The following is a 24,141-nucleotide window of genomic DNA, read 5'->3' on the forward strand; positions in this document are numbered from 1 at the left end:
GATAAGCATGCAGACCATCCGTTTCCTGCCCGATCGACTGAATGCCGAACCTGTCGTGTTTCGCGGTTTCACCACGCCGGAATTGGGGCTGGCGGCATTGATTGGATTAGCGGTTGGAGGCGTGGTGTGTCTGCCGTTTTTTCCACTGGTTGGCTGGGTCATCATCCCGACCGGGATGCTGCTCATGCCGCTGCTACTCATTGCGTTTGGCGGGCGCTGGATGGCCCGCCTTAAACGCGGCAAGCCAGAAAACTACATCTGGCAGCGGCTGGAGGAGAAGAAGCGCCGGATGGGCTACGGCGATCGCTCTCTCATCATCAGCTCACACAGCTGGTCTCTGCGCCGTACACCGAAGGGAGCCGGAAAATGAGCCAGTTCCGCAATGCCATTCAACGCAGCGATCAGCACATCAAATCGCTGCGCATCGCCTGCGCTTTCCTCATTTTGTTGGTGCTAATCACGTCATCCGGTTGGATGCTCGCGCCACGCAGCATGACCATTCATAACCCGCCAGATTTACGCACCGGCAGCACGCGCCCCTGGTGGGAAGTGCCGCCATCATCGGTTTACGCCTTTGCCTTCTATATCTTCCAGCAGCTTAATGCCTGGCCGAAAAATGGTGAGGTGGATTATCCCGCCAAAATTCGCGCGCTGTCGCCGTACCTGACACCGGGCTGTAAAGACTTTCTGGAACGAGATGCCACCGAGCGTACCAACCGCAACGAGCTGATTGACCGCGTGCGCGTGGTGTACGAAATCCCCGAGCGCGGCTACAGCACCAAAAGCGTCACAGTTCGCGATCGTGACAACTGGGTCGCGCGACTGGATTTAGTGGCCGACGAGTATTTCCATACTGAGCCGGTTAAGCGCGCGATGGTGCGCTACCCGATGAAGGTCACGCGCTGGAATGGCGATCCCGAAACCAATCAGTTTGGTCTGGCGCTGGATTGCTACGACGGCGTGCCGCAGCGTCTGGAGGCCGCACCACCTGAACCTAAGCCTGAGCACAAGGGGATGTTTTGATGAATACGCTCACCAGATTGCATGTTGCCTGCAGGCTGATGTTCGCAGTGTTGCCAGTGGCAACACTTACGCCGAATCCGGTTCAGGCAGTTGAATTGATGAAGTGGGAGCGCATCCCGCTGCAGGTCACTCTAAAGGTTGGCCAGGAGCGCGTGGTATTCGTCGATAAAAACGTTCGTGTCGGTATTGCGCCTGCGCTAAAGGGCAAACTGCGCGTGCAGAGCACGGGCGGCGCAGTTTACCTGAAAGCGAACGAAGCGTTTTCCCAGACCCGAGTCCAGCTGCAGGATGTGGAGAACGGCGAGATCATCATGCTCGATGTCACCGCAGGCGCGAAAGGTTCAGCCGAACCGGTAAAGCTGGTTTATGAAGCTGGCGACAGCGAGGCCGATGCCAGTCCTGAGCAAGCTGCAGCCGCCAAAGAAGAGAAGAAAGTCAGCTATTCCGCGCCGCTGCCGGTGCTGCTCACGCGTTACGCGTCGCAGCGATTGTATGCACCATTGCGCACGGTTGAGCCAGTTCCCGGCGTGCGTTCGCTGCCGCTGCATCTACCCAGCCGCATTACCACGCTTTACCCCGCTGAGCCGTTAGAGATCCAGCCTATCGCCGCATGGGCGGTGCAAAGTCAGAACGTGGTGGCGTTTCGCGTGCGCAACATGACCAGTCGTAAAATCGTTCTCGATCCCCGCTCGCTGCAGGGCAAGTTTGTCTCCGCCACTTTCCAGCACCGTTTCCTCGGTTTAGTCGGCACGCCTGAAGACACCACCATGCTTTATCTGGTGATGGATTCGCGTCCCGAAAACGCACTGATTCCTGAAGCGAAGGTGAGCCGCAAAGCGCGAGGTAAACACCATGCAGATTAAATCGAACACGCTGGTCAAAGTGTTGGTGCCGGTCTTCCTGCTCGCGGGCGTCGCGGTGGGCATGAAAAGTTGCAGCATCAAAAACGAGACGGAAAAAACCAGCGCCACGCCAGAAAAGCCCAAAGCGCTGGCCGATCTGACGCCTGCAGAGCTCAAAGCGCTGGGCGTCGAGGGCGATACGCCGGAAGACACGCTGCGCACGCTGGTTGGCACACTGAAAACCATTCGCGGTAAACAGGAAACGTTGGACCGCCAGAACCTCAACCTGGTGAAAGAGAACGACCGCCTGCGCACGCGTAATCAGAACGTTGCTGGCCAGGTTAATGAAGCCGTGGCGAATTACCAGAAACTCGCCGAAGACCGCCGCCAGCAGCTGCAACAGGAACAGCAAACCCTGACCAGCAAAGTACAGGAGCTGAGCAACCAGCTGGCCAAGCGCATGGCGTCTGATAAGCAGGATCAGAACAACAGCGATATTCCACTGGGGCTCGGTTTGGATGATGTTGCCAGTGGCAACACTAACGATGGCGTGATGTGGGTTTCACCCAGCGACCAGCGCAGCGGCGGCACGGACGCGGGTTCAGCTCCCGCCGACGGCAAAGCGGCAATTGGTGGATTCCCGACATCGTTCCTCGGCGATAACGCGCTGAGTAAGAGTAAAAGCAATTACGAGCAGAAGGTGAAAGGCTACTCCAACAGCCAGAAAGAAGAGGAAAGCACCGAGCCGGTTTATACGCTGCCGGAAAACTCCACACTGATTGGCAGCAAAGGCATGACCGCGCTGCTGGGTCGCGTGCCGATTAATGGCACCGTCACCGATCCTTATCCGTTCAAAGTGCTGATTGGCCGCGACAACCTGACGGCCAACGGCATCGAGCTGCCCGACGTGGAAGGCGCGATTGTCTCCGGCACCGCGTCAGGCGACTGGACGCTTTCCTGCGTGCGCGGTCAGGTGAACTCGATCACTTTCGTCTTCAGCGATGGCCGGGTGCGGACGCTGCCGCGCCCGGATAACAACGGTAAGAGCAACGGCCAGGATGGTGGCAAAAAGCAGGACGGCGGCATTGGCTGGATCTCGGATGAGGCCGGTATTCCCTGTATCAGCGGCACGCGTAAATCCAACGCATCAACTTACCTGCCAACCCTCTTCGCACTTTCCGGCGCTGCCGCTGCCGGTGAAGCGCTCAACGAAAATCAGCGTACAGGGCAAACCAACGCTTACGGCGGCGTGACCTCCACGCTCACCGGTGATGCCGGACAGGCCGCGATGGGCAAAGCGATTGCCGGTGGCGTCGGTGATGTTTCCGAATGGGTGAAACAGCGTTATGGCCAGACCTTCGATGCAGTGTATGTGCCACCCGGCGCGAATCTGGCCGTTCACATCACGCAGCAGCTGGCGATCGATTACGAAGATAAAGGCCGCAAGGTGCGTTACGACTTCAGCGTGCCGGGTAATTCCGCGCGCATCGGACTGGACTAAGGGGATAGCGAATGAACAGAGCATTTATGCCGGTCGCGTTCGCCGCGCTGGTTTCAGTCATTTCAGGCTGCAGCACATCGAAAGATGAAATGCTGCCAGCGGGCGACAGCAACATGCTGGAGCTGTGGCAAGGCAAAGGCGCGAACGGTTCGGCTCAGCGCGGTGCGCAGGGACGTGAAGCGCTGCGCCGCCCGCTGAGTGAAACGGAAGATCAGCGTGCCGACAAACTCGACCATTCCTACAGCCGCACGCAGGAAAGCGAGATCACGCAGCAGTTCCCGCGCCTGCCAAATCCCGACATGGTGATGTACGTGTTTCCGCATCTTGCCGGTGGTAACTCGCCGGTTCCCGGTTACAGCACGGTATTCCCGTTTTACAGCCAGGTGCAGTACGCCTTGCCGGGTGAGCGCACGGAGGATCTGTAATGAAATTTTCCCTGTTTAAAAAGCCCGCCTCTGAAGCCAGCAACATCTCTGAAAGCAGCCAGCCGCAGCCACTTCCGCGCCCTGGTAAAATGACGGTGCAGGATGAAGCCGCGCTATATCACGCTAAACCTTCCATCATTGATTACCTGCCGTGGGCCGAATATCTGCCAGAAGATAAATGCCTGCTGCTTGATGACGGCGTTTCGGTCGGCGCGGTTTATACCATCACGCCGATTTCATCCGAGGGGCGCACCGCCGCGCGCCTCGAGGAAATCCGCGATCAGGTGGAAGATGCGCTGCAGGACAGTCTGGAAGAAGACGACATCTCGCCGTGGGTGGTGCAGTTCTTTTGCCAGGATGAAGACGATCCATCGCCCTATCTGAACACGGTCAAAGAGTACGTAAAACCCTGGGCGCGCGGCACGGAATTTACCAACGCCTGGCTGGGTGAAACTGAGCGTCATTTGCGGGACATCGCCATTCCTACGGGTTTGTTTCGCGACACGCTGGTCACTGGCCAGCCGTGGCGCGGGCAGCAGCGCCGCACGCGTATGGTGATTTATCGCTGGGTGCCAGGTGCCGCCAAGGGTGTGAAAGATGTTCACGCGCTGCCACCCGTCACCATGCTGAATCAGGTTTGTGACCGGCTGGCGGCATCACTTGGCGCATCAGGCGTTGCCTGTCAGCGCCAGACCGGCGCACAAATTCATGAATGGCTGCTGCGCCTGTTCAATCCCGAGCCGCAGCACGGCCTGAGCAAAGAAGCGTTTTATGCCGCTGCGAAGCATCATGATGCGCAAGCTGGCGAGCTGCCGATGACTAACGATTTTGCCGAAACGCTGTGGTACACGCCGCCGCGTTCAGACGTGGAAAATGGCGTGTGGTGGTTCGACGACAAGCCGCATCGCGCCATTGCCATTGAGCGTCTGCGCCGCCCGCCCGAGCCAGGCATGCTGACTGGCGAAATGGCGCGCGGCGAGCACATTAACGCGCTAATGGATCTGCTGCCTGAAGGCACTGTAGTTTCACTGACCATCGTTTCCCAGCCGCAAGACGTGCTGGAAAACGACTTCATCAAGCTGGCCAAAAACGCCGTGGGTGAAAACACCGAATCCGGGCGCGTGCGCGAGGATGTGCGCGAAGTGAAAGAGTATCTTGGCCGCCGTCACAAGCTTTATCGCGGCGCGCTGACTTTCATGCTGCGCGGCAACGATCTGGCAGACCTCAACCGACGCCAGCAAAACATGTCGGCGGTCCTGCTGACTGCTGGCCTGCAGCCGGTTCGACCGGAATATAACGTATCGCCGTTGAACACCTGGCTGCGCGCGCTGCCGATGTGCTTCAATCCTCAGAAAGATCGCCGCCACTGGTACACGCGCCTGACGTGGGTGCAGCATCTGGCGGGTTTGCTGCCGGTGACTGGCCGCGCCACCGGCAGCGGTCATCCCGGATTCAGCTTCTTCAATCGCGGCGGCGAACCGCTGACGTTTGACCCGATGAATAAACAGGATCGCACGCAGAACGCCCATATGCTGCTGTTCGGGCCAACCGGTGCGGGTAAGTCGGCCACGCTGTGTGCGACGCTTTCCCAGCTGATGGCCATTCACCGCCCACGTCTGTTTATTGCTGAAGCCGGTAACTCGTTTGGCCTGTATGCCGACTACTGTGAAAGCCTTGGCCTGACAGTGAATAAAATCAGCATCCGTCCCGGCTGCGGCGTCAGCCTGGCGCTGTTCGCCGATGCGCATCAGCTGCTCGACCTCAAGCCTGAACAGCTACAACTTAACGAAGCCGATATCCCTGACGCGGATGAAGACGACGGTGATGAACAGCGCGACATCCTTGGAGAAATGGAAATTGCCGCGCGCATGATGATTACCGGCGGCGAAAAGCGAGAAGAGGAACGGTTAACGCGCTCTGACCGTGGCCTGATCCGCGAGGCCATCATGATGGCGGCGCAAACCAGCTACGACGAATCGCGCCAGATGATTGCTGAAGATCTGCAGACCGCGCTATTTGCCATCGCGCGTGATAACAGCTTGGATAGCAGCGGCCAGCCACTGTTGACTGAGCGCCGCCGTGCGCGTGCTGATGAGATGGCCGGTGCGATGTCGATGTTTACCAGCGGCTTTGAAGGCGAGCTGTTCAACCGTCCTGGCACACCTTGGCCGGAAGCCGATGTCACGCTTATCGATTTAGGTACGCTGGCCCGTGAGAACTATGGCGCGCAGATGGCGCTAGCGATGGTTTCACTGGTGAACACCATCAACAACATTGCCGAACGCGATCAGTATCTCGACCGCGAAATCGTCTTCGCCATTGATGAAGCGCACATCACCACCACCAATCCGCTGCTGTCACCGTACATGACCAAAGTGGTCAAGATGTGGCGTAAGCTTGGTGCCTGGCTGTGGATGGCGACGCAGAATCTGGCGGATTACCCGGACATCGCCGAGAAGATGCTGAACATGGCTGAATGGTGGCTGTGTCTGACGATGCCGCCTGATGAAGTGGAGCAAATCGCACGCTTTAAGAAGCTGAGCGATGAGCAAAAATCGGTGCTGCTTTCCGCCAGTAAGCTGCCGCGCTGCTATACCGAAGGCGTGGTGCTGTCCAAGAAAACCGAAGCGCTGTTCCGGGCCGTGCCGCCCAGCCTCTACCTCGCTCTCGGCATGACCGAGAAAGAGGAAAAAGCCGAACGCCGCAAACTGATGAAGCTGCATAACTGCAGTGAGCTGGAAGCTGCAGTGATCGTTGCGCGCCAGCTTGATGCGGCACGCGGCCTCAAGTCAGCCGCCGCTTAAACCGGGAGCTTTATGCTGGAACTCAAATATCCCATTCCCCGCATTACCACCACGATTTCCCTCAAGGCGGCGCGCACACTGTTCACGCTGATGCCGCAGGGAGAACCGGAAATTCTCGCCAGCGATCTGGCGCTGCTCGACAAATTGTGTGATGAAATCCGTTCGCGCGTAAATCCGCCCGTAAAAATCACCAGCCATCCACAGCGCGTTGGTAGTCATTCCTGCCTCGCGCTGCACTTCAAAGGCAAGCTGTGCAGCTCGATTGATCTGCTGATTACAGTGAATAGCCATCTTAGTTGGCCAACGGAAGATGACTATCACCACCCGCGCTGGTACATGACCGTTGTAGACGCCGCCGATCTGCTGTATCTCCAGCTTTATCTGGCGCATAAACTTTCAGCAAATCACACGAAATGACGCCTGTTTCAGAGCACTCTCGCTTGTGAAGTCGTGCCAAAATTTGCATAGTCTGCACCGTCCCCGACCCAAAGGTTACACCTACCTGGCGTAGTTGTTCTGCACCCCTTCGGGCCGGGGGCATTTAATCCCGCTGTCCGACACAGAGTTGTTTGCTGTACTCAACTCCCATCCGGCGCACCGTTATGGCTTCTCTCATTTTGTGGAGTAAGTCTGATGAAGTCGCTGATCCCACTCTTTTTCCTTTGCTCAATATCTCCCGGTTTTGCCGCCATCACCGTGTTCACTACGGCTGGCCATCCGGCCATTAATGCTGATGCCGATACGCGAATGGTGTTTCTCGATGCGCCTGATCGTCAGCAGAATGCGATATTTGGACAGCTCAGCAGTGAATCCGCAACAGCTGCGCAGGATGCCAAAAGCGGCCTGCAGCGCATGAGCGCGGATCAACAGCAGCAGTTGGTGGAAGCCTGGCGCGGCGTTATCGCGGCGTGGAAGTTGGGAATTGAAAAATACCCGGCGGTGGTCTTCGATGATGTGGACGTGGTGTATGGCACAACCGATGTGGACCTGGCGGAAAACATCCGGGCACAAGGTGGCCACCCATGACGCGCGCGAAGCTGGCCACTACCGCGCTGCTGTTCGCCGCGATGCAACCGGCAGCCGAATCCGCGATCACCAGCGCGCAGATCATCGCCAGCGCGGTGTCGCCGTCCTGCATCAGCTGGCGAGTCAGCGGCATCTGTTACTGGCTGTTCTGCACACCGTGGGGCTGCAAGGTGCGCACATCGGTTAAAGTGACACACTTTATCCCGGAAGCAGTGGTTTCAACGTATGCCCAACCCGGTGCGAATCCCTGGAAGGAAATGGCGTTCGTCAGTCAGACGGCTGGCGGGCTCGAAAACGGCATGTACGGCGTACCAGCCGGTGGCGGTAATGAGGAACTGAAAGCGCCGGGTAAACGTAAAACCAATCTGCACTTCAAATACGCTGATGCAATTGGCCATCCGGCTACTTCGCTGATTGGCGGCAGCATCTCCGGCTACTCCTGCGAGAGCGCAGCGACGCCACTGAATCCCTACTTACTCAGCACGCTCGATACACTGGCATGGCGTAGCGGCATACCTGAATCGCTTTACCCGGAAGCGCTGGTGCCAGGCATGCGCGAAATCGGCAGCCAGGCAACGGCCAACATGTGGGGGAACGTCTATCCGCGATCGGGCTTCGTCACGCAGACCGACGACGATAAAGCCGCCGCCGTGGTGGCGCAGCGCGTCGCCGACATCATCACCCGCACCGGCCAACCGCACGTCTATCAAACCCTCAAAGGTAATCCGTCTCCCGGCTACTGGCCACCCGGTCCGGTCGAAGAGAACACCGGCTTTAAGAATCACAAATGGCAGCGGCTCTCACCGCAGCTCAGCGAAACCTGCGCCGTGTTTCCGGATGGTGACTTCACTGCAGCCGTTGATGGCAATCAAGCCTTCGCGCTATGGCAGCCCTACAGCTGCTGCAAGCGTCGCGGCCAGACCTTCCTGTACAGCACCAATTTTGGAGGTGAATCATGATCGCGCGCATCTGGTCTACGGCGTATGCGTTGCTGATCGCAACCAGCGCTCAGGCGTTTGATGTTTCACTGCCGCAGGTTCAGGACAGCAGCATGGGTTATGGCAAAAGCGCCAGCGGCGCGGTATCCGATAAGCTGTTTTACACCCTCGGCGGCGGCTCGGTGATATCGCAACCGGCGACACGCAGCAACATGCGTAAGCTGGGTCTGGATGTCGGCTGGAGCTCAGATCTGCAGTGCGGCAACTTCGACCTGAAAACCACTGTCGGCAATCAGCTCAATGGGATGACTAACGGTTTCAAAAATCTGATGGGTGATGTGGTTCAGGGGGCAACCGGCGCGGTGGCCAGTTTGCCCGCGATGGTGATCCAGCGCGCTAATCCCGGCTTATATGAAATGCTCACCAACGGTGTGCTGCAGGCCAATGTGGCATTCGACAAAGCTCAGCTCAATTGCCAGAACATGGCGAAGCGCATGGTGGATTTCTCCGACTCCAGCAAGTGGACGCAGCAGGCCGCGATGGACGAGTACAAAAAGCTGGTGAATAGCGGAGATGCGGATGCGATACGTGTTAACGATGCCGGTGAAAAAGTGACGGGCGAATCCGGCAGCAACTGGGTTGGTGGTGAAAAGCGCGGCGGTCGTGGCCAGCGCGCGATTCGCCCAACGCATGATCTTGCTGCAGCTGGCTACAACATGATGAATAATCTGCCGGTCAACAGCACCGGCAGCGTCAGCAGCGACAGCTGCACGGGTGGCAGCTGCGGTAAGTTCTCCAGCTCTGAAGAAGCAGCGGCTGCAGTGGTAAAAGTGCTGGGCGATCGCTCGATTCGCACCTGCAAAGACGCCGCGCAATGCACCGATGGCGACATCGATCAGCAACCAGGCGCCAGTGTAGCCGGAACCGGCTTTTCACCGATGCTGGAAGAAGCCACGCGCATCAACGGCGAGCAGTTGGTGAAGCTGGTTAATGGCGCGGAGAAGCCCAACGCCGAGAACCTGGCAAAACTGCGCACCGGCAGCCTGGCGATCACCAGCGGCGTGATCAAAGCGCTGCAGCGTGACCCGGACAACGCGGCGTTGGTTGGCCGTCTGGCGGGTGAACTGGCGATGGCCGACACGGTTGAAACCGCGTTGCTGATGCGTCGGATGATTGTGACCGGCCAATCGGAACCGAATGCAGCGGCAATGCCTGAAGCGCTGCAGGAAGGCGATCGCCGCGTTGAATCGCTCGATCGGGAAATCAATGCGCTCAAGAATGAAATGGAACTGAAACGCGAACTCGCGCGCAACTCCGTGCTGACCATCATCGACCGTGAAAACAATCGCGCCACAACGAACCCGCAGCGCCAGCCGCATGAAAACACCGATTCGCGCTTCAACCAGCTTTCCGCACCATCCGGGGAGGAGTGAGATGCGTAAATTCCTGAAGGTTCTCGCCTGCATGGTGTCGTTCACTGCGATTTTTTGTGTAGTGATTGCGACGGTAATGTCAGCCAGCGAGTCACCGGATGCACCGGCAATGTTGATGCGCTGGTTTGAGAAAAAATGGGTGCTCTGGCTGGCGTGGCGGCTGATTATCTATGCAGTAACGGCTTACTTCACCTTCCAATGCTGGCAGCGCAAGAAATCAGATCCCGTGTGGCGGCGCGCCATTCTGCGCATTGGTGGCATTGGCGCGCTCTATATCGCCATTATGGAATGGGTGCTTTATGCCTCAACGGGAGGCCACTGATGACGACGAATAGCTATCTGGAATTTTTCCTCACCCTGCTGGGCTGGATCATCAACAACGGCATCTGGAATCTACTGATCGCCACCGGGCTTTTCGCGCTGCCGCTGGTATTCAAAGTGGTGGGGATCTGGCTCAAGGTACGCGAAGAAGGCGATGACGAGGGCAACAAAGGCAAGTTGTCGCTGCCGCGCATCGAGAACGCGCTCTATAGCGCGTTTTTTGTGATGCTGGTTTGCTGTCTTCCTATCATCAACGTCAGCCTCGACAGCATTCAATACGATGAATCCCGCTCCAAGAGCTGCGGCACCTGGACACCAAAAGCGCCAGATGAAAGCGGCTATTCGACGATCATCAGCAGCATGGACGGGCAAACGGCAGCAGCGCCAATTTGGTGGGTGCTGATGCACAAACTGTCCAAAGGCATTACTCAGGCAGCTGTGGCCACCATTCCCTGCCGCCCGGATTTACGCCAGCTGCGCTTTGAAGTGCAGCACACCCGCATCAGCAATCCGGCGCTTGCCGCCGAGCTGCAGGACTTTACCAACGATTGCTATGCGCTGGCGCTTTACCTCTGGAAGCAACAGGATCAGGGGCAAACGAAAGAGGAAGACGCGCTGCGCGATGTTGAATGGCTGGGCAGCAGCACATTTTTGAACGGCAGCGGCTATTACGATCAGCTGCAATCCAAGACACCGCGCGCATCATTCCCGTGGAACGAGAGCCGTGACAGCGGCAGACCGGACACCGGGCGCGGTGGCTATCCAACATGCCGCGAATGGTGGTCCAGCGCCGATACAGGGCTTGAGGCACGCGTAGTCGCTCAGGCATCACCGGGCATGTGGTTGCGCATGTCTGCCGCGCTAAAAATGATGGGCAAGAACAACGCTGAATATAAAGAGAGCATTGTTCGCCGCCTGGTGAGCCCGGAGAGTTTGACCGTTTCACAGAATGGCCGCACCTATGCCGGTTATGGTGGCAATGCCGATTTCACGCTGGATAACTCCGCCAGCCGCATTGGCGGGATTGCGGGAATGTCATTGGGCAGTCTGGCTGCGTTCCCGGCGTTTGATGCGATGCGGCAGGCATTACCGATGGTGCAGGCGCTATTATTAATGGCGATCTACGTAATGCTTCCATTGATATTGGCGTTTGGCAGTTATGAGTTCAAAACCGTTATTACTGTCAGCTTTGTGGTGTTTGCGCTTAATTTCCTGACGTTTTGGTGGGAACTGGCGCGCTGGCTCGACAGCTGGTTGATGGAGGCACTATATAGCTCTGATACGCATAGCCGCTGGAATGCTGCTGGGTTTCAGAATAGCTCTGACGATTTGATTATGAACTTTGTTATGGGGGCGATGTTTATTGTGCTACCTGCGCTGTGGATGGCGGCGTTTTCATGGGCAGGAATAAGAATTGGTGAAATAGCACGAATGGCAGGTGATGGTGCATCAAGTGTGAAAAGTGCGGCTGGTAGTGCTGGAGAAAAAGCAGCTTCGGCTACCACAGCTAGGGTAGGAAAATAGGGAATAATAAAGATTGAAGATTTCACAACGTTAATTTATATTTTAGCATTAAATTAATTAAAAGGATTCATTTCAATTATGAATGAAAAATTTAGTCTCTTAAGAAAAAAAATAAAAAAATCCCAGGGTTTAGTTATGAATGCAATAATTAAGGATCATCAATCCGCGATCTGTATTCTTTGCGGGGCTAACGAAGATATAACAAAAGAACATGTTTTACCTCAATGGTCGTTTGATGGCAATCCCGAAAAATTTCTGGTTAACAATCTCAATAATCAACCGGCGAGCTATATAAAAACAACAGTTCCAGCATGTAAAACTTGCAATTCAAATTTACTAGGGGCATTTGAAGATTACTTAAAAAGACTTTTTTTAGAAAAGGATGGCGATCAGTTTAATTCAAATGATGTAGATTGTGTTATCTGGTGGCTACAATACATAGCCTTTAAATTACAATTGAAAGATTTAAGGTCGAATTTTTTACGTTACAAAGGAAAAGATTTCATCCCTTATTTATCAACAATACCTATAGCAATGTTTTGGGGTGACATTGATACTACACCATTCAAAGTTTTCAATATAATAAGAAGATCAAGGAGGGCTTTGTTCACTAAAAATAAGCAAGGGAAATTTAATTCGTTGCTGATATTTTCAACGAAAAATGAGTCTTTTTATTTTTTTCACAAGGTTGATGAGTTCATATTCATTGAACTCCCTCAAGTGAAAAAAGCTTTCTTCTTATTTTTAACTAAAGAATTCTCTGATCATAAAGTGGCACATGCAGAATGCATGGAAATCATAAAAAAGGTGTATGAAGACTAACTCTAATGAAAGGTGGTTCTACGACCCGTTGGAGCCGTCAGAACCATTGGAACCATTGGAACCATAGTTATGTTCACTTTCTGAAGGCTCTTCGTTATATGGAATGCAGGAAGAAGAAAATACATTAACGCCACAAATTATAGCCCCAACCACCAAAGAAATAGCAATGGAGAACACTCCTCCAAAAATAATGCATGTAGATAATATAATAATTAGAGCTAGCAACAATGATTTAGCTAAATTAGGTGCAATTCTGAATGTTTTCCCAATATTCAGAATAAGAGAATTTAAAGCAGCCGTGAACCTTCGCGCTATCTCATGCGCCTGACCGTGATGTGATTTTTTGGTTTTATTCATTGAACCTCTCATATCATCATTTCCAACTAGTCGCCCCTCAACAAGGGTTTGTGCTGAGCCTATCAATTTGATTTAAGTTTGACCATTTTTGCCAAAATTGCTAGTGTTTTAACCGTTGCCATAGTTGTTTACGCAACCAACAAAGCCCTCATGACCTGAAAGGGGCACCCCAGCGGCGGTCATCAGCGAAAGTTTCAGCAGCCTGTGAGAAACGCCATTTGGCGGCTGCATCCGGGATAACCGGCAAAGCTACTCAACCTTTGCAAGTAGCGGGCAAAAGCAACGTCCAAGGTTTCCACTACATCACTACGGTTCAATCAACTTCATCCCATCGATACGAGCTACAGCGCACGGCCAGTTTTCGTGATCGTTTCCTCCATTTGGAACATTTGGCGACGAACGAACCTCGCAAATACAGGCAGAAGTTGCGCGACGTCACTTGCGTTGGCGCGTAGCAACGACCAAGTGACGCGCGCAGCGCGTATACGTCAACACCACGTAATACGGCCTTCTGCGACGACGCTTACCGTCTGACCAACACGTAGTCCGTTATTACAATCATCAACCACCCCAATATGCAGTGAACGTTGGCAACTTATCTGAGGAGGAAATCAACGCGATATCAAGGCGACGTCAGCGAACCTGACGGACGGAGGCGTCCTGAGAAATCAGGAACCGGCATTAGCCGCGATCAGCTCTGAGAGCTGTGGAGACCTCGCAACAACTCAACATTTCGCCGCCCCGATGCACAGATATCCGCTGAGACGCAGGAAGCGCAACTTGAAACCGTGCCGTCGGGGTAGAGATGTTTTTTTGGAGAATGTATGTCGCGAGGAAACAAGCAGTTCAGTAAACAGCTGGTGACGCTGGCCAGGCAATCTGGAGGCAGTTTCAAAACCGTTGCCGATCGTTCGCGCATCGCAGCACGGCTGGCTGAGCAGATGCTGAAACTCAACATCCAGATCAGGGACGTGAACCATATCAAGACCTATCACATCGAGCATTACGTTCGAAGCCGCCTGGCGGATGATATTTCAAAACGCACACTGCAGAACGAAATGGCAGCGCTGCGCGCGATTCTAAACACTGCTGGCAGAACTAAACTGGCCGATCCAAAGCATGAGAAGTTGAGTAATGATGCGCTCAACCTGTCTGGTGCCAGTCGAGCAGGGTCAAAGACGGCCATTACGGACGAGCGCTTTCACGAGGCGCTCGCCCTCGTACGGAGTAAAGACGAAGGTGTCGCATTGGCGATGGAGATTGCGCGTTATCTCGGATTGCGAACGGAGGAAGCGGTTCAGTCGGCGAAGTCACTCAAGACTTGGCAGCAAGCGCTGGCGCGCGGGGATGAGCGGTTACGCGTTGTGTTCGGTACTAAAGGCGGCAGACCGAGAGATACAACGGTCGTCAGGCGCGATGAACTGGTGCGCAGCTTGAATGCAGCAGTTGCATATTCTGCAAAACATGGAGGCAAATTGGTTGATAAAGCAGGGCTGAAGAGCGCGATCGATCGCTACCGAAATGTGTCTAAGGATGCTGGGCTTACGGGCAAAGAAGCGCCGCATAGCCTGAGATATGCTTATTCGCGCGAGGCTACAGATTGGCATATGAAAAACGGCCTCAGCAGGAAAGAGGCTGAGGCAATGGTTTCAATGGATTTGGGGCATGGTGATGGAAGAGGAGCGTATGTTTACAAGGTTTACTTAACTTAATTACATTCTCAAATTGATAACTATAGATTCTGGAAATCCAATTTGACTGTAGCACATAGTTTCAGTAATAAAATAATCCTTGTCCAATATTTCGAGTATTTCATCCTTGCTGAACTTAGACATCTTCATTAACCTATCAACTAAAAAATCAAACCAATCCTCGTTTAACATATTTATATAAGCATTGACCTCGGAATTAACCTGTAAACTTTCCTCCTTATCAATTAAATCTGAAAAAGCAAAACCTCTGATCACATCAGATGTATATGACATCCTCATAAATAATGAAATCAAAAGTCGAAGATTAACATGCGAGTATGAATTAGGAATAACGCTTGGGAATTGGTAAAATCTATATATTAATCTACTAACAAAAACTGAGGAGTCAATAGATACAACTGGCAATAGTGTTCCTATTACGCTAATTGCACCACTAACCAAAAAACCATTAGCCACTGAAGCATGCGATCCACTTAGAGCAGAAGTTAAACATGCACTTAAAATCACGATTGGGGGCACTCTTGCTATATGCCTCAGTTTCCATGTGTCAACTTTTTCCCCTCCAATTATTAGCCATCCGTTTTCCATATCACCACCGTGATCACCGTGACAATCAAGAATCACAATATGTCCATCATAATCATTTAATGCTTGAGTGAACTCCTCGAAATTTTTCACATCAACAATTTTAAGATCTAGATCAGGCATGCTCTTCGCGAACACATCTAATCCTTGCTCTAAATCATGTTTTAGAGGATCATCTATTTCAAAAGACCTAATAACCAAAGTCTTTTTCAGTTCTGATTCATTGATTGAGATTCTTGGGAAGTATGCGCAATTCTGTAACAATACATTTCCAGGTGTGGAGTTAATTCGAGATATTTCATGGGACAGCATTATTGGTAACTTACCTAACTCTAATCGCAACCAATCTAAAGGAACATCACTAACTAATGTTAATTCATTATAGTTATTTAAAATAAACCTTCTTAATTTACTGCCTAGCATTCTTTTTATTGTTGTATTGAATGCCTTTGCCTTTTTAATGAAAAGTTCATTTTTAATCCCATTATTACGAGCTAAAGACTCAAGTTTTTTTAAGTCACTGCTTAGATGATTCAATGCGTTTGGCAACCTTATCGAAGGGGATTTTTTACTTGAGCTAAGAAGCGATATTGCCGCTGTGGTTAATCTCATCTCATTTTGCCTCATCCTCGTCAGGTAACCAACTTTTGGATTTTTCAACAACTCTTTTAAGCCAGAATGGTTACCTTTATGATGTAGCCTTATTCCAGAGTATTCAGGATTTAGCAGCACCCCTCTAATTAAAAAAACCTTTTCTATTTCATTGAGTTCACCTTCAATCTCTGACCATAATTCATCGTTATTTTTATTGAATATAGAGAACATGCCTGGAGTGTAAATAATAAGCTCTGAAGGAAGGTTGATGTCTTCTTTTTCTAAGCATTCATTATATGAATGTATACTGTTAATCATCAAGTTAATAAACTCTCTTTTACTGCTCCCTCCTTTTATTACTTTAGGTTTATCCAGTACATATCCAAGAGACTCAATTAACAACTCATTGGAATAGGTAGTATTATTAGTAGTGGAGCTTAAATTTATGGTGTTAAAAGAAACTTTCCTTCTACTCAATTTTGATGATATCTTTCGCTCGCCAGTTTTCTTTATTATATTATTTTCCGCATCCTTGAAGCGAGAAAACAAGAGCTTATCAAAGGAATAAATGGAGGTGACATCTTTTTGATGTATATCAGCTTTTTTCACATTGCAGCATATTATTGGCTTGACTTTAAACCCCTTAGATATATCCCTAGCCAGCTTATAATAATTTGAAGTGCAGAATATTATTATGAAAGGGTAGTCTTTGAATTTCTCAAGTGAGTCTAATTTGTCATGGGAAAGTAAAAATATAAGATTATGTTCCGTTAAAACGTTCTCATTATCGCTAGATCGCTCAAAGATTTCAGAGATATTCTTTGGTGTTTTATTTATGAGGAAAATGGTTTCAATAATTCTAGGATCCATAAGACCCGAATCATAACCTTGGAAGAAAGTTTGTTCCCCGTTTGTGGGCATAATGACTAATTTGATAACTGCACCAAGCTTCTGAATTAACTCCATTTGAAGTCACCTCCTTAATGTTGATAATTTCAACTCTTGCTTTACAATAGATCTTGCTTAGATATGCTTCACGGACCTGAAAGAAGCGCCAATCGGCGGTCCCAATACTCGCACACCTTTAGAGCGGGTGCCATCCACGATGGTGAAGGTTCTCTCATCACACCGCCGCAAGGCTCGCATTACCCACCCTGACGGGGATTTACCCCCGTTAGCGGATAAATCCCCATTCAAACAATCTGGAGGATTTATCCATGGGCTATGTTCACTCATATCACCAAGTGAAGTCTGTACCCAACGATCAATGGCTGCTGTTGACCACTATGGTCGCCAACGTCTTTTTGCTTGCTCAAAACCGCTACGTACCCGGTTTTTTAGATCCAATGGTCATTTGCACTGCTGACGGCAAATATCCGTTACTTAAACCTAGTGAACTGCTCGTTGAAGGACTCGATGGCCAACCGGCGATCTCGTTTAACGGTGAAGAACGCCTGGACGCGTCATATGAAACTTTTCACCTTGGCCAGCATTCATCGGGCTGCGGTTTCTGTAAAACCACATTCCTTTGGAAACCATGCCGTCCATACGACTTCATGGTCAAAGCAACGTTACTAATTGCACATCGCTTCTGTCCGGGTTGCAACAACATAAACTCAGACGGCACGCTGGATGAGTGGGCCAACGTTCAGGTTTGGCTAACGCTCAACTTGGGCGGTAAGTGGCCAATCCCTGATTCCATCACACAACAAGACGAATAATTTCGTTTTCAATTCACCTAACACCCTGTGGCGTATTTCTTCGCCATCAGGGGAAGAGATGCGCCTTTCGAGGAGTATCTTATGCCTACCAAACGCAAACCCCGTAAATCCCAAACCAATCACGTTGATCTATACCAGCAGGTGACTGACAGAATCGTCGGTTCCATCGAGCGAGGTGTCTTGCCCTGGCGCAAGCCTTGGCGCGACAGTCAGAGATCATCAGAGTCACCTATACCATCCAACGCTGCGACTCATCGACGCTACAATGGCGTGAACATCATGCTGCTGTGGCTCTCGGCTGAGGAGCAAGGCTTTCAATCCAACCGCTGGCTAACATGGAAGCAGGCACAGGCGCTTGGCGGCCATGTTCGCAAGGGTGAGAAATCGACCATCGCAGTTTTCTTCAAGCCGTTTGAAGTAGAATCTACAGACAAGGCTGGCCAGAAGCGTGTAAACGCACAAGGGGAAACAGTGATGGAACAACGCATCATGCTGCGCAGCATCCCGCTGTTCAATGTGCAGCAGTGTGATGATTTGCCCGAGTCCTTATCAGTACCAACCGTCGCACTCGACTACCAGGAGGATGACGAGTTAGATGCTGATACACATGGGCAGATGATTGAAATCCTCAATGCAACCGGCGTTAAGATCACTTCACTTGAGCAGAACCGCGCGTATTACAATTCTGCAGCTGATCAAATTGTGTTGCCGAAAACGTCGCAGTTCTTTACCAGTGCAGATTACTGGTCAACTCTGCTGCATGAGCTGGTGCATTCAAGTGGGCATCACAAGCGCTTGAACCGTGAAGGCATTACTTCGACAACGCGTAAATTTGGTGATCCCATCTATGCGTTTGAGGAGCTGATTGCTGAACTGGGTAGTGCTTTTCTCTGCGCGCAGCTTGGTGTGTATGGCGAAGTGCAGCACGACAGCTATATCGATCATTGGTTGAAGATATTGAAGTCGGACAAGAAGGCGCTGTTCCGCGCTTGTCGTCAGGCTCGCGAGGCATCGGAATATTTGCTTCAGCCCCTTGGCGAACAAGTTGAAGAAGACGCAGCCTGAAACCAAACCATCCTCTTCTGAGGATGGTTTCTTTTTTTTGGGCGGCAATTTAATCGCATTTTCCAAAAATGATTTTAGGCTGTGATTACTTGCAGTCTGGAACGATAGTGCCTCCGATCTGGAGGTGAAACATGTTCCCAAAACTACAAAATAGATTCAGACGCAGCACCTTTCAGCCATCGTTGCCGGTTAAACGAGAAGACTACTTCACACCGCAAAACCATCAGCTGCTGCTGGGCACGCCATCGCGCCAGGCTCTGCTTAAGAAAATCTGGCAGAACTCGTTGCTGTCCAAATCCGCCTATGACGAATTTTGCCTGCAACCGCTTCAAACTTTGGCCGACCGTTATCAAAATTTGCCTGCAGTGCGTATCGCGGACTGGAATATCGAAGGTGGATTACTGGATCTCACTCTGCAGCTAATCGTTACCACGCTGCAGTTATCGAAAGGCATGGTGTTTCCTGCCAGTGCTGCACCTGAAGATCAGGCCGCGCAGTCCAGCCATTGGAACTGCGTCGTATTTTGGCTGGCTCTTTACCGGCACGTTCCCGAGTTACTTTGCATTGAAGCTGAACTGGAAGATGGCCAAATCTGGTATCCACTATCGAACGCGCCGGGTATGCAATATCGCTTCAAAGTGAACCCGCAACCCGAATTACCAACAAAAGACAACATTATCCGGCTGGCATTTGCTGCCTCAATGTTGCCTAAAAGCGCGATAAATTGGATGGAAAAACTGCCCAATGTGAGAGATTGCCTGTTTCTTGAACTGGCCGGAATTAATTCCGCAGAAAAGCAGGTCCATTTATTACTGAATAAAGCGCAACTGAATTCAGTGCCACGTGAATTACATTCCGTAGAAATAGTTCAGGAAAATGGGTCAGATTCATATGCGGAAAAAGTTAATGATCAACCCGCAGAAATCCCCGTGGAATGGTATAGCGAGACTACTCATGACGAATACATTAATCAGGGTGATGTTATTGAAAGTGGCTATTTAGCTACTGCTGAAATAGAAAATAGCCGCTACAGCTCTGAAAATATCGATCATGGTTCTGATATAGATAAGTTTTACATCCAGAATGGTAGTCAAGTTAGTGCGAATAATTCTGATAATGCACAAAACCAAGCCTACGGATCTTCTGAAAGTGATGAAAAATACGTCAACAAAGTTTACCTAACGCAGCGGCGTGATCCAGAATCGATCCCCGTCACACCTGAGAACACCTCACAGATTTCTAAGAAACAGATTGGCGAGGCGTTTTGGTCCTGGCTGGTTGAGGGTCTCGAAAAAGGAACGATAGCGTGCAATGAAGCAGATTCACGCGTGCAACTGGTCGCTGGTTTTGTTTTCCTGCTTGTACCGGGCATATTTTATCGATATCTGAAGCAAACCGGTCAGTCTGCTGATGAACGTGAAAACGTTCAGGCAGGGTTTGAAAGACTTAACCGACATCGGCGTAACAACGGCAAGCGTTTTACGTTTGCCACTCTCTACAACAGTGCCGACCGTAACGGCCCTTATAAACGTGTGAAAGGCTATCTGGTCAAATCCACGATGATCATCCGTAGTTCTGATGTGCCGGATGATAGTCAGTTCCTCGTGGTTCCCTGACGCTTTTCTGGAAGGTGTATGGAGGAGAGCTGCTGCCCAAAGGGTGGTATTTTAATTGCTGATCGAAGGAAAGGTTATGAGTCAGGTTGATAGCGATACAAGCTGGGATTCGTTGTTGGATGAATATTTTTTCGTAAAATTTCTTCGCCCCCATACGGAGTGGAGTTACCGAAAAGTAGTCAATGGTTTTAGGAAATATTATGGGCTTGATAGAACGCTCAGTGAGATAACTCGGCGCGATGTTCAGGAATGGCGACGGCATGTTATTAATGTGGAAGGTTCATCTGCCGTCACCTGGAATAACAAAGTAGCTCACATGCGTGCCATCATTAATTATGCCATGAAAGCGAACCTCATCCCTCAAACTGAAAACCCGTTTAATGAGGTTTTAGTCCGGGCTGATAACAAGCGTAAAAAAACATTATCTAAAACGCAGCTGACCCGTGTCTATCTTTTAATGCAGCAGCATGTTGATTTAGACACTGATCTTTCAATAGCTGAGATGAAGCGCTGTGCATTGCATCCGGCATGGTTCTGGACCACAGTTTTGGACACTTTGCGCTATACCGGCATGCGCATAAATCAATTGATGCATGTGAGGTTGATGGATATTAATCTTGAAGAAAACTGGATCGAGCTGCGCCTCGACGGCAGTAAAACGCACAGAGAGTGGCGTGTTCCAATTGTTGGTCCATTAAAACCTCAGCTGCAAATACTGATTAAGCGGGCAATTGAAAATGGTGCCGAATCAATTAGCGCTATTTTTGATGTTAATAGGTTCTTAGGTACTGAGAAAGATAGAGAAAATCTACCGCCGGTTGCCACACTACAGCCGGTAAAATCATTTTTTCGACGATTATCTAAAGAGTGCGGCTTTGCTGTTTCTCCCCATCGTTTCAGGCATACATTAGCGACTGAGCTTATGAAATCACCTGATCGAAATTTACAGATGGTTAAAGGATTGTTAGGGCATAGGAGTATTACCACGACGATGGGATATATCGATATTAATTTGGACGTGACATGTAGAACGCTGGAGTCTGAATTGGGTTTATATTTAGACAAGCATTCAATCAGATAAAAACTTTAGGCGCATTATACAATAAGTAATGCGCCTATTTATCTTTGGATTAAAAATTAAACTAATAGCCTGAATCGTCCATTTTGAACTCAAAAAATCGTTCGTGAATACTACTGCATTGCCTGGGATGGTATTGTTGGCTACTTCGTAATTTTATTCCGCTCTCGACGAAAACCCAATTAAATCAACGCCAACTCCCATTTTATTACATTATTAGAGCGGATTTACCATTTTGAAGTACACTTCAATTTACTAATCTGTATATGAAAATTAAGTGGTAGACGTTCATAAGTTATTAATCCTCCCAACGTGAACAATACACACATCATCACTTTATAGTGATGTACGTATACCCGCTGTACCAAAATGACGCTTTTTAACCTACCACTCCGGCTCGAAAGGCTACAAACCATTTGACGGGCTTAATTCTGTTGTAGCCAGCGCTGAACGCCCTTTGATGCAGAGTCAATTGCGCCTGCCAGATAGCCTGAGAACTGCGGCGACCATTCACTGGCAATACCCGTTATCTCGCCAGTCCATTCTCCCCTGGCGGGCAGTTGCTCAGGCACTGCGTGCCCGGCTTCCTGCAGGAGATCAAATTCCGTTGCAGTAAACGGATCGGCCGACCAGTCTTTTATATACTCAGCCTCAGGCTCTGCCGCATCCTGGCCAAATAAACGCACAAGTTGCTCCCGGCAGAGTCCTTTGAGCACAGCTTCAGTGACGGTCCGCCTCGATTTTGCCGGTACGCCAATAAAACCAAAAAGCACTATTTTACCCGAATCTGGCTCGGATACGTCGTGGATCTCAACCATTGGCCCCACGCGGCTCCCTGCATTCCCTGAAAGCTGTCGTGCATGCAAAAAGTCTGTTTTATATACAGCGACATATTTCGCATGGGGAGCCATCCATGTCGGGGTTTTCCGCCAGTTTGAAAGCAGTCGTTCCGGCATCGCCGGTTTGAAATCTATTTCAGCTGCCAGGGCAGGAGGCAAAGCGAGGAAAACATGCTCACCGTAAAACACGGCTTTATTACTGCCTTCTGACCGGGTATGGACCTGCACTTCCTTACCGGACCGGGAAACAGCCACCACCTGATGGCCGGTTTTAATCTTCTCAACCGGGATCTGATTTTTGAGTGCCGCCGTCAGCGCCTGCATTCCTCCCTTCAGCCTGAAAGACGCCGGGGAGCTCTCCCATGCCGGGTAGCGTTCGGGGGGAGTATTCAACTGGCGTTCGTAGAGCATGTCACCCGGACGGCCATGCGCTATTGTCGAAAGGTTGAGCCGATCAATCAGGTGCGCGAAGTCCGGCTGAATATCAGGCCAGAACCACGCTGCCCCCATATCTACAGGAAAACCTGCGGAGGTGCCCGCCAGTTCCAGGCCTGACAGCACGCGGCCGCCCGTTCTGTCACGGGCTTCAAGTATTGCATAATCCACGCCCGCTTTTTCAAGAAGCGTGGCGGCATAAAGGCCGCTTATGCCCGCACCAATAATAACAACGCTCTGCTTCAAAATGTCGCTCCGGTAAAGGTTATCGGGCTGAGATGTCCCGTTTTCAGATAAAAAAGTGCACCAGAGGCGGTGGCCATCAGAGCAGGCATATCGCCCGGTGGAAACCGCAGCCAGCTTCCTGCCTCATAGCACCCTTCCGGCGCGCCAAGTTGCCCTTTCAGAAGAAGGAGTTCTGCACCACCAACAAGCGGCGCCCAGAAGACTCGCTCGCCCGGAGCAAGCTTCTGGAGCAGAACGGTTTCAGAAGGACCGGAGAATAAGGAGCAGATTTGTCTTTGCGGCTGACCGTGCCAGTTAGCAGCCTCCTGCGTATTTATCCTGACCGGCTGGCGTTCATCGGCAGACATCTGACGCAGCTTGACGAAAATGGTTGTGCCGTCGCGGCTTGAGGGTTGGTGAGACGAACCGTCCGGACTGCGCAGATAACAGCCTGCAGAGTAATCGACACCGTTTTCGGTAAAAGTCCCGTCGAGCACCAGAATCTCTTCTCCGCCGGGATGGCTGTGTGCGGGAAATTCGGATCCGGGCGCGTACCTGACAAGGCTTGTTGCGCGCGCCTTCTCATGACCAATCCGGTCAAGCATTATGCGTTCAACGCCGGGCTGGGGTGAAGGTACCCACTGATAATCATCCGGAGTAATTATCGCACGCTGCGAAAAATCAGAATTCAGTAACATCATAGTTAGTGATTAGACGGCCCCATAAAGAGCCGTCTGCAGGCCTATTTGTTTGGCAGGTTATCGTACACATCCAGAGCACGCGCGGTATACGTCAGCGCTGCGCCGGTGTTCAGGTTAATGGCAACAGACAGCGCTTCGGCGATCTCTTCACGCGTCGCACCGTGCTTAACCGCAGCGTCCACGTGTACGGCCAGGCAGCCGTCACAGCGGGTGGTCACGGCTACGGCCAGCGCAATAAGCTCATGAGTTTTAGAGTCAAGGTGCTTGTTTTCAGATGCACCCTTATCCATCAGCTGAAAGCCTTTCATAAACTCAGGCTGCAGTTTGGCAAATTTACCGATGGTGGCGAGCAGACCACTGCGATATTCGTTCCAGTTTAAGAACATTCAAAACTCCGGTTTATTGTCTCAGGAATCATTAATTACATGACGTCGTAAATACATCCGTTTTAACAACCGGCCTGTAGTCACTGTCGTTGAAGGCGATTATCAGTAAGCCTGACAGCATCAACAAATCAGATAATCTTGCGGAGCAGAGAAGAAATTCTATGTCGT

At 51.1% G+C, this 24,141-nt stretch carries 23 protein-coding genes; 18 read left to right on the forward strand and 5 right to left on the reverse strand.

What is annotated here, in order from left to right; all coding sequences use genetic code 11:
* Positions 1-7: 7 nt before the first annotated feature.
* The 13 genes from AC6I8A_RS02340 to AC6I8A_RS02400 all read left to right on the forward strand — a co-directional run bounded on the left by AC6I8A_RS02340 (position 8) and on the right by AC6I8A_RS02400 (position 12,659).
* Complete coding sequence (locus AC6I8A_RS02340; protein WP_034892368.1) at positions 8-370, forward strand: TIGR03750 family conjugal transfer protein; 363 nt, start codon at positions 8-10, stop codon at positions 368-370.
* Positions 367-1,023, forward strand: coding sequence for a PFL_4703 family integrating conjugative element protein (locus AC6I8A_RS02345; protein WP_497817960.1), 657 nt, complete (start codon positions 367-369; stop codon positions 1,021-1,023). Before AC6I8A_RS02340 ends, AC6I8A_RS02345 begins: the two co-directional genes overlap by 4 nt.
* The gene (locus tag AC6I8A_RS02350; protein WP_497817961.1) at positions 1,023-1,886 is read left to right on the forward strand and encodes a TIGR03749 family integrating conjugative element protein; all 864 of its coding nucleotides are present in this window, start codon (positions 1,023-1,025) and stop codon (positions 1,884-1,886) included. The genes AC6I8A_RS02345 and AC6I8A_RS02350 overlap by 1 nt, the downstream gene beginning before the upstream one ends.
* Positions 1,876-3,366: a TIGR03752 family integrating conjugative element protein gene (locus AC6I8A_RS02355; RefSeq protein WP_497817962.1), complete on the forward strand. Its 1,491-nt coding sequence runs from the start codon at positions 1,876-1,878 to the stop codon at positions 3,364-3,366. The genes AC6I8A_RS02350 and AC6I8A_RS02355 overlap by 11 nt, the downstream gene beginning before the upstream one ends.
* Positions 3,367-3,377: 11 nt before the next feature.
* Positions 3,378-3,791 (forward strand): TIGR03751 family conjugal transfer lipoprotein, encoded by a 414-nt coding sequence (locus AC6I8A_RS02360; protein WP_497817963.1) that lies wholly within the window; start codon positions 3,378-3,380, stop codon positions 3,789-3,791.
* Entirely contained in the window at positions 3,791-6,595 is a 2,805-nt protein-coding gene (locus tag AC6I8A_RS02365; protein ID WP_497817964.1) for a conjugative transfer ATPase, read from the forward strand. The genes AC6I8A_RS02360 and AC6I8A_RS02365 overlap by 1 nt, the downstream gene beginning before the upstream one ends.
* A 12-nt stretch (positions 6,596-6,607) precedes the next feature.
* Positions 6,608-7,012 (forward strand): hypothetical protein, encoded by a 405-nt coding sequence (locus AC6I8A_RS02370; RefSeq protein WP_497817965.1) that lies wholly within the window; start codon positions 6,608-6,610, stop codon positions 7,010-7,012.
* A 216-nt stretch (positions 7,013-7,228) separates the two neighbouring features.
* Entirely contained in the window at positions 7,229-7,621 is a 393-nt protein-coding gene (locus AC6I8A_RS02375) for a TIGR03757 family integrating conjugative element protein (RefSeq protein ID WP_497817966.1), read from the forward strand.
* The gene (locus AC6I8A_RS02380) at positions 7,618-8,580 is read left to right on the forward strand and encodes a TIGR03756 family integrating conjugative element protein (protein WP_497817967.1); all 963 of its coding nucleotides are present in this window, start codon (positions 7,618-7,620) and stop codon (positions 8,578-8,580) included. The genes AC6I8A_RS02375 and AC6I8A_RS02380 overlap by 4 nt, the downstream gene beginning before the upstream one ends.
* Positions 8,577-9,992 (forward strand): integrating conjugative element protein, encoded by a 1,416-nt coding sequence (locus AC6I8A_RS02385; RefSeq protein WP_497817968.1) that lies wholly within the window; start codon positions 8,577-8,579, stop codon positions 9,990-9,992. The genes AC6I8A_RS02380 and AC6I8A_RS02385 overlap by 4 nt, the downstream gene beginning before the upstream one ends.
* 1 nt (position 9,993) lies before the next feature.
* Positions 9,994-10,314 (forward strand): hypothetical protein, encoded by a 321-nt coding sequence (locus tag AC6I8A_RS02390; RefSeq protein WP_497817969.1) that lies wholly within the window; start codon positions 9,994-9,996, stop codon positions 10,312-10,314.
* Positions 10,314-11,837, forward strand: a complete 1,524-nt coding sequence (locus AC6I8A_RS02395; protein WP_497817970.1) for a conjugal transfer protein TraG N-terminal domain-containing protein — start codon at positions 10,314-10,316, stop codon at positions 11,835-11,837. Before AC6I8A_RS02390 ends, AC6I8A_RS02395 begins: the two co-directional genes overlap by 1 nt.
* Positions 11,838-11,915: 78 nt before the next feature.
* Positions 11,916-12,659, forward strand: coding sequence for a hypothetical protein (locus tag AC6I8A_RS02400; protein WP_497817971.1), 744 nt, complete (start codon positions 11,916-11,918; stop codon positions 12,657-12,659).
* Positions 12,660-12,677: 18 nt separating this feature from the next.
* Here AC6I8A_RS02400 and AC6I8A_RS02405 read toward each other — a convergent pair whose 3' ends face one another.
* Positions 12,678-13,016 (reverse strand): hypothetical protein, encoded by a 339-nt coding sequence (locus AC6I8A_RS02405; protein ID WP_497817972.1) that lies wholly within the window; start codon positions 13,014-13,016, stop codon positions 12,678-12,680.
* A gap of 824 nt (positions 13,017-13,840) precedes the next feature.
* Here AC6I8A_RS02405 and AC6I8A_RS02410 point away from each other — a divergent pair.
* A complete protein-coding gene (locus AC6I8A_RS02410) occupies positions 13,841-14,728 on the forward strand; it encodes an integrase domain-containing protein (RefSeq protein ID WP_497817973.1) in 888 nt (295 codons plus the stop codon).
* Here the strand turns inward: AC6I8A_RS02410 and AC6I8A_RS02415 are convergent, their stop codons facing one another.
* Positions 14,729-16,873 (reverse strand): CHAT domain-containing protein, encoded by a 2,145-nt coding sequence (locus AC6I8A_RS02415; protein WP_497817974.1) that lies wholly within the window; start codon positions 16,871-16,873, stop codon positions 14,729-14,731.
* A gap of 251 nt (positions 16,874-17,124) precedes the next feature.
* On the opposite strand from AC6I8A_RS02415, the gene AC6I8A_RS02420 reads away from it, so the two are divergent.
* The 4 genes from AC6I8A_RS02420 to AC6I8A_RS02435 all read left to right on the forward strand — a co-directional run bounded on the left by AC6I8A_RS02420 (position 17,125) and on the right by AC6I8A_RS02435 (position 21,390).
* Entirely contained in the window at positions 17,125-17,628 is a 504-nt protein-coding gene (locus AC6I8A_RS02420) for a hypothetical protein (protein WP_497817975.1), read from the forward strand.
* Between the two features lie 81 nt (positions 17,629-17,709).
* Positions 17,710-18,693, forward strand: a complete 984-nt coding sequence (locus tag AC6I8A_RS02425; protein ID WP_497817976.1) for an ArdC family protein — start codon at positions 17,710-17,712, stop codon at positions 18,691-18,693.
* 131 nt (positions 18,694-18,824) lie between these two features.
* Entirely contained in the window at positions 18,825-20,309 is a 1,485-nt protein-coding gene (locus AC6I8A_RS02430; RefSeq protein ID WP_497817977.1) for a TraI domain-containing protein, read from the forward strand.
* Between the two features lie 76 nt (positions 20,310-20,385).
* Positions 20,386-21,390 carry a tyrosine-type recombinase/integrase gene (locus AC6I8A_RS02435; RefSeq protein ID WP_497817978.1) on the forward strand — a complete coding sequence of 335 codons (1,005 nt, stop codon included), beginning with the start codon at positions 20,386-20,388 and terminating at the stop codon, positions 21,388-21,390.
* Between the two features lie 422 nt (positions 21,391-21,812).
* Here the strand turns inward: AC6I8A_RS02435 and AC6I8A_RS02440 are convergent, their stop codons facing one another.
* Genes AC6I8A_RS02440 through AC6I8A_RS02450 form a run of 3 tightly spaced genes read right to left on the reverse strand, consistent with a single transcriptional unit; the run spans position 21,813 to position 23,973 of the window.
* Positions 21,813-22,907, reverse strand: coding sequence for a flavin monoamine oxidase family protein (locus AC6I8A_RS02440; RefSeq protein ID WP_497817979.1), 1,095 nt, complete (start codon positions 22,905-22,907; stop codon positions 21,813-21,815).
* Entirely contained in the window at positions 22,904-23,587 is a 684-nt protein-coding gene (locus tag AC6I8A_RS02445; RefSeq protein ID WP_497817980.1) for a cupin domain-containing protein, read from the reverse strand. The genes AC6I8A_RS02440 and AC6I8A_RS02445 overlap by 4 nt, the downstream gene beginning before the upstream one ends.
* Before the next feature lie 41 nt (positions 23,588-23,628).
* Entirely contained in the window at positions 23,629-23,973 is a 345-nt protein-coding gene (locus AC6I8A_RS02450; protein ID WP_497817981.1) for a carboxymuconolactone decarboxylase family protein, read from the reverse strand.
* Between the last annotated feature and the right edge of the window lie 168 nt (positions 23,974-24,141).

The sequence above is a fragment of the Pantoea sp. X-Soil-ISGK-275 genome, assembly GCF_059730795.1.